The sequence below is a fragment of the Methanosarcina sp. 2.H.A.1B.4 genome, assembly GCF_000979385.1.
Classification (GTDB): domain Archaea; phylum Halobacteriota; class Methanosarcinia; order Methanosarcinales; family Methanosarcinaceae; genus Methanosarcina.
Window position 1 is genome coordinate 1 of the sequence record NZ_JJOV01000093.1, and the last position, 12,436, is coordinate 12,436.

The window sequence follows — 12,436 nt, forward strand, 5'->3', positions numbered from 1 at the left end:
CTCGTTTTTTGTGGGGACAAAAAATAAGGAGCAATTTTAAAATCTTATTTTTATAAATGTTTGGGTAAAAACATAACTTAGAGGATTTCTACAAAGCCGTCCTTTCCATTCTTTAAAAGATGGTCATACATCGACCAAACACCAGGCTCGGTTTCAGTTGCAGGTTTATCCTCTACCCCTTCAAGGGTGTATCCATCTACAAATATCCGATACTCATCTCCTGTTGTCTTGTCTTTTACGACAGTCATCGCACCAATCTTAGGATAGCTGTATACAACCATATTGGTTGATTTGATTTTCCCATCTGGATATTCACTTTTGGTGATTTCTATTGACCTTTCCATAGCTTCGGCTGCTTTAAAGGGTTCCGGATCGAATTCAATGTTGTTTACTGATGCCCCAAGCGTTTTATCGGCACAAACGTCTATTCTACCTATTAATATATTTTCTTTATATACTGAGAATTGATAAAATAATTTCTTACTATTTATGTCGTAAAACTCTAGTGGATTGGGATCAATAAATGCCCCTGTCCAGTTTTCAAAGCCTGGTGCATCGGCTGCTATGAAACTTATCATGTTCGCATTGGCATGCTTAAAAGCTTCCTCAGCAGTTACAAAATAATCTTTTTCTTCCTGTGCACTTACTGCCGGTATTAACACCATACCAACCAGCAGTGTTGCTAAAACAAGTATACTTACTCCAATTTTATTACGGTTCATACTTTAATCTCCTGTGTATCTTATAACCAGGAGGCAGAATCAGGCAAGCTAAGCCTTAAATACAGACAAAGCTAACATAACTCATGCCTTTAGGGCGTGTTTTGTGGAGTTCGGGTGGTACCTGGAAAGCACTTCTGAACTCCATAAATTCCTCTTATCTAACTCCTTATAAGTTTTCCGGCCATTCCATCGAACTATCCGTTTTTCATACCTGTTTTGGGTTTGCAATTATTCTGAATCTGCGATAGTTTGATGATCTGGCCAATAAGTATATGTATAAGCATATATCCTTGGCATATATTCAAGAGTTGATATCCAAATGTAAAAATTCACATCTATACTCATATACGAGGATCTTTGTGGACTGCTTACAGTATTACCGCAAAAGTCTCTGTGTTTGTATTTCATGTGAGCCTGTAGAGTCAGTGAATCTTCTAATCTTTGACAAGCATCTCCAAAAATTAGATCCTCTCTTTTTAGACAAATTCTGATAAAATACCGCCCGTAACCTTACCTGTGGAATGGGCTTTTCCCAGCTCCGCCTCAAAAAAGCACCTCTCTTCAGGTTACCAAAACCATACTCGACAGCCTTCAGAGAGCCGGAGTGGAGTTAATGCTCCATATGTGCCCGAACTGCCATATCCAGTACGACCGCTACCAGCCTGTAATTGAAAAAGAGTTCGGGGTAAAATATGACCTGGTACACATGAATATTGCCCAGTTCGTAGCCCTCTCAATGGGAGCAGACCCCTACAAAGTATGCGGTTTCCAGACTCACTCCGTGCCTCTGGAAGGATTTTTAGAGAAAACCGGTATAATATAAAATCCCGTTTTAAAGTTGAACCGGTCATCTTTTTTATTTTGATTTTTTACTCTGATCTTTCATTTTAATTTTTCATTCTGATTTTTCCATAAATTCTGAAAATTCAGATCGATTTCTCCCAGCTCTGCCCCATATCAACGAGAGGCCTCAGCTCAATAATCTCGAAGGTGGCAGTTGCGTATATCATCTTTCCCGCTTCCTCACCGGCTATTTTTGCGATCTGGCTTTTGATCATATCAAGCATCTCGCCGGAAGTCGCAGATTCTTTCAACTTCATATAAACCCTGATCCCTTTCCATGCCATAATATCTGCTCCCGGCTCCATTATCAGGAACATTGCGTAAGGGTTTTCCTGAAGGTTTGCAAACGTGCGGTTTTTCCCTGTTGCAACTACAACTGTCTTTTCATCGGTCATCTGAGGCGAACCGAAAACAGCCGAATCTACCTTTCCGTCTTTACTCGCTGTGCTGAGAACCCCAATTCTCGGTTGCTTGTTAAAGTAGTCCATCAGTTTTGACGTCATAGTAAATCCCCTATCACAAACTTATTTTCTCGCCCTTCTCCTGAAATATTGAAGGAGCAGGCTGCTTGCTCTGAAAGTACTGCCCGGAAAAGAGCTTTATTACTGTGCAAGCTGCGATAGATATGAGTCGTAAGTATGCTTAAAACTTCGCTTGATTGATACGAAGTGTTTTCAAATAGGTGAAAGGAAGAAAAGGAGACAGGGGTCGGGAAAAAGGAAGGGGGAAGAAAACGGAGAAAATGGATAAGTGCCATGAGGTTCGCAAACTTCTTCTTGACCGGCCCGGCATGAGAAATATCTGTTTTCCAGGTTTCACAGGGTACGTTTAAAAAAGAAATAGAAAAGGATTGAATTGATCATCGGTTACTAAAAAAATGAAAAAAAAGTAAGTTACGTTTTTTAGGCGGGAATCCCCATATAAATTCTGTGAAGTTCCTCGGCGACATCCTCAGTGCTATTGTATTTTTTGTCCGGAAGCATGCCAAGTTCCTGCAGTATGTCCGGGATTGCTCCACTCTTCCTTGCTTGTTCAATAATGTCGTTCCTTTTTATAGAAAAATCTATATTTTTCAATATCTTCTGAGTTTCCACAGGAAGTTCTGCAATAAATCTGCTTTTACTTTCAGTTTCCATGATATTCCCCTTTACTTTTGTTCAGGTTCCTTTAATTTTCCTCGACATCTGCAGCGTTTGTCTACTCCTTTTCCGGAGATTATTTGTATTCCGCAGCATGTCGTTCCTGGTGTTACTATCCTTAGCGTTTAACAACATCTTCCTTCTTTGCAGGAAAATCGATATTTTTTGAAGCTTCTGAAGGAAACCTAACTTTTTTGTTAGTGTATATATCAATGATGATCTACTATTTAAATGTTAATATGTTATTATGAAATTATGTTAAAAATTAACACATTTTTGTAGTTTTGTGTCAACACATACTTTTTATTGATAATATCATATTATTTAATTGGTAAAAAAGAATTCAATCGTAATCCATTTTCTTTATAGATGGACGATCAGTCTAGAGTCCTTGAGTACCGTCCTTGAGTACCGTCCTTGAGTATCGTCCTTGAGTATCGTCCTTGAGTGTATCCAATCATTGATCTATTGCGGCGGCCTCGTTATGTCCAGGGCTCTAAAAACTTATACTCAGGGGTTCAGGGTTCAGAGAAAGGAATAAATGAAAAAAGGAGAAAGAAAGCCACGGAGGTTTCAGCCCCATGGCAGATTACTTCAGTTTAATTGAGGCTTTTTGATACCGTTTCTTAAAACCCGGTTGTGGTGTTATCAAGCTCACTTGTCATATTTTTCTCCGAGCCGACTTTGATAAGCCAGACATCAGAGACCATCCCATACGAGGAAGTACGTCCTGCGAGTATGTAGTCTCCCTCGCGGGTTTCCTGGGCAAAAGCTGCGGAATCGTCGTCCTGGCCTCCAAAGTTCATCTCCCATTCTTTCTGCCCTTTGGAATCGGTTTTCATCAGCCAGGCCTGGATATCGTTATAATCACTGTTCGGCTGGGTGATGCCTGCAAGTAAAAAGCCTTTATCTGAGGTTTTCTGAACCGAATAGAAATAATCCGTGTACGGGCCGCCAAAGGTTTTGTTCCACTGTTCAGTCCCGTTTGAATCTGTTTTAATCATCCAGCCGTCAGTTCTCCCGGCCCCGAAGGATTCCGTGGTTCCTGCCAGTAAGTATCCTCCGTCCTCAAGCTCCTGGACAGAGTATGCATAATCATGGCTTTCCCCGCCAAAGGTTTTGTTCCATTCTTCTGTTCCGTTGGAGTCGGTTTTAATCAGCCAGGCTTCATTTCCGCCTGCTGAGGAGTTGGTGAACCCTGATATTACGTATCCTCCGTCTTTGCTCTGGTTGACAGAAGATGCGTAGTCCTCATTTATTCCTCCAAAGGTCTTATTCCACTGTTCGGTCCCGTTGGAGTCAGTTTTAATCAGCCAGGTATCAGATGCTCCTGCCCCGAAAGATTCCGTATATCCGGCGAGTAAGTATCCCCCATCGATGGTCTTCTCGACCGAAAATATGAGGTCTGTTTTATTCCCGCCAAAGGTAAAATTCCATTCTTCTGTTCCGTTGGAGTTGGTTTTAATCAGCCAGGCATCCGGGTCTCTTGAATCCGGTTCTCTTGAATCTATTTCTTCCCCCTTTTCAAGATAGCCTGCAAGTACGTATCCTCCATCTGCCGTTTGCTGGACCGAGTATGCACAATCATATGCAGGTCCCCCAAAAGTCCTGCTCCATTCTTCAATTCCATCCGGGTTTAATTTCATCAGGAGGGCATCAGCGTTAGCTTCATCGTAATTGACCACAGTCTCTCCTGCCAGTATGTATCCTCCGTCCTGAGTCTGCCTGATAGAATTCCCACAGTCATATTCGATGTTCCCAAAAGTTCTATTCCACTGCTCTGCCGGGATGGCCCCGGCTGATGAGGCACTCCCCGCAAGCAAAAGTAAGGATAAAAAACAAACCGCAAATGAAATATATTTAACTCTCATCTTAATTTTCCCCCGCGTTAAACTTTACTAATATATTCTTCTATCTATAAACTAACGTTAGTATATTAAACTAACTCTTCATAAATTAATTTCTTAAATAATGTGCCATACGGCTACCCTACTGTGGTATAATTTTTAGACTTCTACATTGCGAACAAAATGTCCTGAACCATGCCTGTCTCTAAAAAAATATTTTACAAACCTCTTCCTTTAATAGAACTTTTAGCTCACAAATCCATTAAGTATATATATTTCGTTATAGTGAGTTCTGAAACCTTAATTCTTCAGCGTACATTTCATTCATTATCACTTTATTCTCGGAAAGGAGGCTTACTTTTGGGAACCATCAGCGAAAAAATATTTTCCCGGACCGCGGGAACCGATGCAAAGGCTAACGATTTTGTGCTTGCAGATGTGGATTATGCAATGGCGCATGACGGCACGTCGGTGCTTGCAGTAAATGCTTTTAAGGAAATGGAGCTGGAAAAGGTCTGGGACCCTTCAAGGATCGTAATTCCTTTTGATCATATCGCACCTGCGAATACTGAGACTTCAGCTACCCTGCAGAAGGAGATCAGGGAATGGATAAAGGAGCAGCGAATACCTAACTTCTATGAGGTTGGAGAAGGGGTCTGCCACCAGGTCCTTCCTGAAAACGGCTTTGCAATGCCCGGAAAGCTGATTGTTGGGGCTGACTCGCATTCCTGCACTTACGGGGCTTTCGGGGCTTTTGCAACAGGGGTAGGAGCTACCGATATGGCTGAAATCTTTGCCACGGGAAAGCTCTGGTTTAAGGTTCCGGAAAGCTTCAGGATGACTGTTGAAGGCAGCCTTCAGAAAGGCGTCTACGCAAAGGACCTTACTCTTTACCTGGTCGGAAAGACCGGGATTGCCGGGGCAACCTACAAAGCAGTTGAGTTTTACGGGCAGGCGATCAGCGAACTTTCGGTTGCTGGCAGGATGACTCTCTGTAATATGGCAATTGAGATGGGGGCAAAGACCGGCATTGTCCCACCGGACGAAAAGACCTTCGATTTCCTGAAAAACAGGGCAGTTGCGCCTTATGAGCCCGTCTATGCCGACCCTGATGCTGCTTATCTGAAAGAGTTCACATACGATGCCGGAGATATCGAACCTCAGGTTGCCTGCCCGCATCAGGTGGATAATGTAAAGCCTGTAGGAGAGGTTGAAGGCACTCACATAGACCAGGTCTTTATCGGGACATGCACGAACGGAAGGCTTGAAGACCTCGAGGTAGCAGCAGCAGTCCTGAAAGGAAAAAAGGTTGCAGTCAGGACAATTGTGATTCCTGCCTCCCGCACTACCCTTCTTGCAGCAATCGAAAACGGGACCATGGAAACACTGCTGAAAGCCGGTGTGACCCCTGCAACCCCTGGCTGCGGGCCCTGTCTCGGTGCCCATCAGGGCGTGCTCGGGGAAGGAGAGGTCTGCGTTTCAACCGCAAACAGGAACTTCAAAGGCAGGATGGGAAAAGACGGTTTCATCTACCTTGCATCCCCTGCAACCGCAGCAGCCTCGGCACTGACAGGTGAAATAACTGATCCGAGGACAGTTTGAAAACCGACATTCTTTTCTTTTTTCCTTTTCTTCTTTTTTATCTTTATTTCCCTTTTCTTCTTTTTTATTTTTTATTTTCTTTCTCTTTATTTTTATTTTCGGTTTCATTTTCCGTATTAACAATGTGAAAATTCATCTTAAATCCACCTAAAATTTATACCATGAATTCTATACTCTTAAAAAGGAGGGAATAGCTATGACAGAAGAACTTAATCACGATAACCTTTCACATTTGATTGAGCACTGGATCGAGCATAACGATAGCCATATAAAGAGTTTTAGAGAATGGGCCCAGAAAGCCAAAAAAGACGGTTTTCTCGAAGCCTCTGAAGATATCCTTGAGGCTGCCAGCAAAGTTGAGGAAGCAAATAAACTCCTTGACAAAGCAAGGGAAGGGCTTTTCCATCTCCACAGCCACAAATAACTGTAATGGATAAATGCCCATAACTAACTCTTAATTATTTATGTGTCGGGCTTGTGCCTGTCACCTTTTCTCTTTTCTTTTTTCTTTTATTTTTTGTTTGTCTCTGTCTTACTGGTTTTAGTCTGTTTCTATCTTACTGGCTATATTCTCTCAATGTTTTACGAAAGTCAAAGGCAGAACGCCCGTTACTTTACAGGCTGTCTGACAATTACTGTAGGTAATAATTGAATTATAATTGAATTCCTTCGTTTTCGATTTAAAGACCTTAGACGTCTTATTTTTTACATGTTTTTGCCCCGAAATTGAATTGTCGGACAGCCTCTTTAGTGGCGGGATGAATACCGTCAACGTCCCATATTTTCGCTATCTGCTAACCTCTAAATACTATTTTGTCCTATACTATGTACTGAATTCCTAAGCGATAACCAAGCCAAGGAAACCAGAACCAATTTGATCTTTCTTCACCTCTGGAACAGAGGGTAGAGCCTGTGGACTTATGAACGGTAGTTCGAGGTATGAAGCAGGAAGCCCGTTACTTCAGTGATGGGTAGTTCACCCTGCATGTTCTGCCCGAGCCAGGAGAGCCTTTACATTTTTTAAATCCGTAATTAGCTCTCCCACTTCCTGTTCTTCCAGATATTTCATAAAACCCTGCTCCTCTTCAGGGTTCAGGTCCTCACTATTCAGCAGCTCTTCAATCAGGCTATCTCCAAAAAGACTAGCTGCAGAGTCATTTTTGCTTTCAGGCTTGCTCTTCTCAATGGAGCTTTCGCCGGAATTCCCACTGGAAACTTTATTTTCGTTCACTTCCTCTATTGAGAAAAGATCTGTGGTTTTTATTTTTTCTGCATTCTCCACAAAAGCCTTGCCCTCTTTTTTTTCTCCGGCTCCGCTTTTTGGGTCTGCTTCTTCGGCATCATTTTCTCTAATATTTTTGCTAGCGTTAGGTATTATATCTTCAGATATTTTTCCTTCAGGTTTTTTATCTTCAGGTTTTTTATCATCAGATTTTTCGTCTATTCCTTTAACCTCTATCTCCATTCCACTAACTTTTACCTCTGTCAATCCGGCATCTTTCGCATTCAAAGAATCGTTTCTGACTTCCAGAGGGCCGGATGTTTTTACACGTACTTTTCTGGGGAGCGGGGGGAAAATTTCTTCCCGCCAGGGAAATTCTGATATTTCCGGTATTTCTTCGTTTTTTTCTTTTTCTGCTTTCCGGATCAGATCAATGCGGGCTTCAATCTCTTTTTTTTCTTTTATTAGCTTTATTATTTTTTTCTTAACCTGGTCTCTACTTTTTGTCAAATCCTCCATATCTTCAAGATTTACATCAGCTGTTTTCGGCTTGAGTATTAAATCCTTTAAGCTCCTCACTCCCAGGCCCTTTAACCCATTTTCTCTCAGGCCCTTTAATCCGCCTATCTTTAAATCTGTTAAACTGTTCATCCAATTACCTCCCACAAAACCTGATTTATTCTGGTTTCTAAACTTTCTTACGACACCTTTCTTTATGACTCAACTGAAAACATCTTTCTCAACTGAAACATCTTTCATATCTCAAATGTGAATACCCTCGATACGACCGGAGGGATGAGAATCATACAAAGCCCTGAAATTCCGGACATCAGGCCCCCATAGAAAAAAAGTTTGTAATTTCCTCCGCCCTCCACAATCTTTACTACGAGAGTGTTTGAAATCGTAAGAATAATTATCACGGAAAAAGTTAATTTGTAGAGTATGGGTAAACTTTCGGTTACATTGAACATGCTCATTCCTATTCCGGACATCCCATTCATTCCCCCTTCCATGGACATGTAAGATTCACTCATCTCGGAGACGAGCCCACTGAATTTGGAAATTATCTCCAGTACAAAGATCAGAAGCCCAACCATTACAGCATGCAGGATTATTGCAAGCCCCTTGAAGCCGGAACTGACCAGCTGCCGTTTCATTCTCAGGAGGACAATTGCCAGGCTTGAGCTCGAAACTATGTCCCCTATCTCAGCCGGATCTCCTCCCAGTTCGACTGCGTCGGTAAAGATCCTTGAGCACCTGTTGATCAGTTCGGAGCCTGTTTCCCCTATGAATTTATCCCAGCAAAGCCTGGACTTAAGCCCCATAGAAAGGCCCATGTGCAGCTCTTCAACTCCGGGCTTGAGACAGCCGATAGTTTCCATGTCAAGGTTTTCCATTGCACTCCTTATAGTGATTCCCGTTGTTCCTGCAAGGGTCCCCAACGTTTTTACAAAAGCAGGAAAACTGCTGTCTCTTTCACCGATTTTCCGGTCGTCAATCATAGCAAGGACGCCTATCGGAAGCGTAAAGGAGGTCACTCCCAGCAGGATAAATTCCGGCCTTGTCCCGAGCAAAATGAGAGCAATAAGAGAAACCGTGCCGAGAGGGAGCAGAATCCGGGTCAGGAACCTGATTTGCTCCTGTTCCTTTGATTTACGGCCAAGGGCATGTACCTTTTTTTCGGCAGGAGCTGACTTGTATATAATATAAAGGGCAAGCCCGCATATGGTAAGAGTTAATAATACAATCAGGAATGCAATTGTTTCTATATTTGCTATATTATAGATCATGACCGAAACAAGGATTATGGTAACAACGAGGTTTACGGATACCATCAGGGCAGTATAGCCGTCAGTCCATTTTTTCAGGGATTCAACACATCTCTCGTACTCATTAGAGTAGATCTCCTCCCTTGTGATTTTTTCCTGTTTCAGAAAGTTTTTCTCAGGCTCTCCGGAAGAGAGGATATTTGCCATTCTGCCAAATAGTTTTGAAAGATAGGCATCCTTCAATTTCTGAGAAATATACTTGCAGGCTTTTGCATACTCATAGCCCCATTTTGAGGCAAGGATATAGATCTGTTTAAAGTATTTCGAAGCTTCATATTCCTTCTGTCGCCCTGCATAATCAAAGATCCTGTTCCTTTCGATATCCGCAGTTGAAATCGCAGCCATATATGTTAGCAGGAAGAGCATATCATCATTGACTCTATCAACAACTTTAGTGTTTTTCAGTTTTCTGGCGAGGTTAAAGTATCCTTCCATTCCCTGTTTTGCAGCATTCAGTTTTAAGTTCGGAACTATCTGCACGAAAGTCATGATGTTAGCCCCGCCTCCTCAAGCCGGATCAGGGTGTTGAACAGGTCGTAAAAATTGGTAATCTTTGCCTGGTGGATCTTCCTGAGTATTTTTGCCCTTCTGTCAAGTTCCGAATAAATTTTTCTAACCTGGTTTTCAGGAATCCCCATGCGTGGGGCAATTCTATGTTCCAGCAGATAAGAGTTGTTTTTTCCGGTGAACTTGAATGTATCCGTAACAGGGTCCCATTTGAAGATGTCCATAAAATTAAAAGACTGGCTCTCTGAATCGTAGCCTACGATTTCGTTTATGCTCAGGATTCTCCTTCCAAGCCCTTTTCCCGGAACGTTTACAGCACTCTGGATAATAACCACATTCAGGTTATCCACATAATTTCTGGGGACATTTATCGGGTCGCCTGTCAGTCTCTGGATCAGTTTCTCAACTGAGGCTGCATGGAACGTGGACATTACAGGGTGTCCGGTCTGCATTGCCTGAAAAGCGATATTTCCTTCAACCCCACGGATTTCTCCTATCATAATCTCATTTGGACGCTGGCGCAGGGCTGCCTTTAACAGGTCAAACATAGAGATATCAGACCCGCTGTCCTCCCTTGTACTCCTTGTAACCTCCCGGGTCCAGTTCTTATGGGGGACCTGCAGTTCCGGAGTGTCTTCAATAGAAACTATTTTGGACTCAGGTGGAAGAAAAGTAGTCACTGCATTCATCATTGTGGTCTTTCCGGAGGCTGTTTCCCCTGAAACGAAGCAGTTCATTCCTGCCCTGAGCATCATCCACATGTATGCAGCCATTGTGTAGTCAATTGTCCCGAACTCAATAAGTTCGAGGATTGAAATAGGGGTCCCCATAAATTTCCTGATGGTAAAATTGCTCCCCTGCTTTGACACATCTTCTCCGAACACGATATTAATCCTTGACCCGTCCGGAAGAGCAGTATCGACTATCGGGTCCCTGTAGGTAATTGGCTTTCCTACTTTTTCGGACATCTGTATGACAAAAGAATTGAGTTCTTCGTTTTCCTCAAACGAGATTGTTGTTTTAAGAGATGAGAACACCTTATGCTCAACAAAGATCCTGCCAAGCCCGCTGCAGCTGATGTCTTCTATATTTGAGTCGAGAAGTAAAGGTTCGAGCACTCCCATCCCCACCTTGTCCCTTAGCATCAGGTATTTGATTGCACTGAATTCCTCAGGCGTTAAGGAAATTTTCTGCAGTTTTCTTATCTTGAATGCTTTACCGGCTTCCTTCAGGTTTCCAAGAATTCCGGATTTTTCGCTTTTTTCGCTGTTATTCCCCTCTCTAAGGGAAGTTTTTTCCTTATCTGAAACTTTTTTCTTTCCCCTGCTTTTTCCTTCCTCTACCCCCGAGTTTTCCTTTAAATCCTCTCTTACTTCACAGATTTTTTCAAGAGCTTTCTCGAGGAGCTTCTTTTTTTCTTCAGGATCTTTTGTGGTGATATCCTGATCATATATCACGTCAATGAGTAACTTCTCAACTTCCTCTAGTTTGCTGTCAAGTTTCTGGAAAAGGCAGGGCTCTATGGGAATGTAATAGTTTCTTACGTCTTCTTTATCCGGATATATATGAACGGCAAGCCCTTTTCCTGTAGGATAGATCAGGTTAGGGCGTTTGATGCTTTTCATGGATCTCGAAATTCTTGGATAAAATTCCGGAAATCCTATTTCTTCCGTCGGGAGCCTGCAGACATAATCAAGGATATGATGGTTTTCTTCTCTGCCAACGAACTCCTGCATTTCTAAAGAAAGGCTGGAGTACATCTCTTCTCTGGAACGCCCCCCATTCTCCGGAGAAGGCAACGGATCAAAAGGCAGAGCTTCCATCTTGAATCCTCATTCGGGTTTTTTCTCCGATTGCCATCTTTCCGGCTTTTTTTTCTGATTGCCATCTTTCCGGCTTTTTCTTTTTTTCAGGCTTTAACCTTTGAAACCGGAATGATCTTCAGTCCAAACTCACTGTCCACATTAAAACTCACCATATTTCCGGTAATTTTCCTGGCCCCCCTCAGTTTCTGGATTTCCATAGTTTTTACTCTCTGGTCCCCAACCTGCTCTATCCTGAGTTCAAGGCAGGCACTGCAAACTGACCTTAGCCTGTAAAGCACCACCTGGGAAAATGCATACCCGTGCACACTAATGAGAATGGTCTTTCCCCTGTCACACAGCTTTACGCATTCAGTAAAGAAGTTTAACACTGCATTTTCCGAAGCGTTCACCGCAAAGATCGTCAGGGAATCTATAAGGATCAGTTCTTCTTCGCATTTTTTTATACATTCCAGAAGTACCTGAAGCAGGCTCTCGCTCAACTGGGGATTTTCCTCAACATAGCTTGCATTAATCTCAAATATTTTTGATCTCCCTATTATGAAATATTCCGAAATCCCGAGCTTCAGGCTCTCCATCTGGTTTAGAAGTTCTTTTGAGGTCTTTTCCGTTGTTAAAGCAAGAACTCTTTTATCCTGGTTCAGGGCTCCCCACATTATTTGCTGTAGTAAAATAGACTTCCCACTATCGTTTCCTCCTTCTAGAAGGCAAAGTGAACCTACAGGAACTCCTCCCTCCAGTTTCCTGTCGATTTCCATGTTTCCGGTAGATATGAACTCCAGTAATGCTTTTTCTTCCTCTTTCAGGTCGCTGAATATTTCTTCATCGAGCGACTCTTTTTCAAACAGTGCTCCCTCATCCTTACTTCCTTCCATTTCTCTCCCCCCTTCTCCGGGATTTCC

Annotated in this window: 10 protein-coding genes and 1 pseudogene; 3 read left to right on the forward strand and 8 right to left on the reverse strand. The window is 42.5% G+C overall.

Features of this window, described 5'->3' with window-relative positions:
* Positions 1–104 precede the first annotated feature (104 nt).
* A pseudogene (locus EO92_RS15855) lies at positions 105–722 on the reverse strand (GTPase - sulfate adenylate transferase subunit 1); the annotation flags it as partial.
* A gap of 613 nt (positions 723–1,335) precedes the next feature.
* On the opposite strand from EO92_RS15855, the gene EO92_RS15860 reads away from it, so the two are divergent.
* Positions 1,336–1,545: a hypothetical protein gene (locus EO92_RS15860; RefSeq protein ID WP_048173124.1), complete on the forward strand. Its 210-nt coding sequence runs from the start codon at positions 1,336–1,338 to the stop codon at positions 1,543–1,545.
* 103 nt (positions 1,546–1,648) lie between these two features.
* On the opposite strand, the gene EO92_RS15865 is transcribed toward EO92_RS15860, so the two are convergent.
* From EO92_RS15865 to EO92_RS15875, 3 genes are all read right to left on the reverse strand, one after another.
* Positions 1,649–2,068 (reverse strand): pyridoxamine 5'-phosphate oxidase family protein, encoded by a 420-nt coding sequence (locus tag EO92_RS15865; RefSeq protein ID WP_048173126.1) that lies wholly within the window; start codon positions 2,066–2,068, stop codon positions 1,649–1,651.
* A gap of 399 nt (positions 2,069–2,467) precedes the next feature.
* Positions 2,468–2,701 (reverse strand): DUF2795 domain-containing protein, encoded by a 234-nt coding sequence (locus EO92_RS15870; RefSeq protein WP_048163237.1) that lies wholly within the window; start codon positions 2,699–2,701, stop codon positions 2,468–2,470.
* 629 nt (positions 2,702–3,330) lie between these two features.
* Positions 3,331–4,575, reverse strand: a complete 1,245-nt coding sequence (locus EO92_RS15875; RefSeq protein ID WP_048173127.1) for a hypothetical protein — start codon at positions 4,573–4,575, stop codon at positions 3,331–3,333.
* Between the two features lie 345 nt (positions 4,576–4,920).
* On the opposite strand from EO92_RS15875, the gene hacA reads away from it, so the two are divergent.
* A complete protein-coding gene (gene hacA / locus EO92_RS15880; protein ID WP_255350356.1) occupies positions 4,921–6,153 on the forward strand; it encodes a homoaconitase large subunit in 1,233 nt (410 codons plus the stop codon).
* Positions 6,154–6,349: 196 nt separating this feature from the next.
* Positions 6,350–6,577, forward strand: a complete 228-nt coding sequence (locus EO92_RS15885; RefSeq protein ID WP_235283375.1) for a hypothetical protein — start codon at positions 6,350–6,352, stop codon at positions 6,575–6,577.
* A 552-nt stretch (positions 6,578–7,129) separates the two neighbouring features.
* On the opposite strand, the gene EO92_RS15890 is transcribed toward EO92_RS15885, so the two are convergent.
* From EO92_RS15890 to EO92_RS15905, 4 genes are all read right to left on the reverse strand, one after another.
* Positions 7,130–8,026: a hypothetical protein gene (locus EO92_RS15890; RefSeq protein WP_048173133.1), complete on the reverse strand. Its 897-nt coding sequence runs from the start codon at positions 8,024–8,026 to the stop codon at positions 7,130–7,132.
* A gap of 104 nt (positions 8,027–8,130) precedes the next feature.
* A complete protein-coding gene (gene flaJ, locus EO92_RS15895) occupies positions 8,131–9,693 on the reverse strand; it encodes an archaellar assembly protein FlaJ (RefSeq protein ID WP_048173135.1) in 1,563 nt (520 codons plus the stop codon).
* Positions 9,690–11,534 (reverse strand): type II/IV secretion system ATPase subunit, encoded by a 1,845-nt coding sequence (locus tag EO92_RS15900; protein WP_048173138.1) that lies wholly within the window; start codon positions 11,532–11,534, stop codon positions 9,690–9,692. The genes flaJ and EO92_RS15900 overlap by 4 nt, the downstream gene beginning before the upstream one ends.
* A gap of 86 nt (positions 11,535–11,620) precedes the next feature.
* The gene (locus EO92_RS15905) at positions 11,621–12,409 is read right to left on the reverse strand and encodes an ATPase domain-containing protein (protein WP_048136425.1); all 789 of its coding nucleotides are present in this window, start codon (positions 12,407–12,409) and stop codon (positions 11,621–11,623) included.
* Positions 12,410–12,436: the final 27 nt, after the last annotated feature.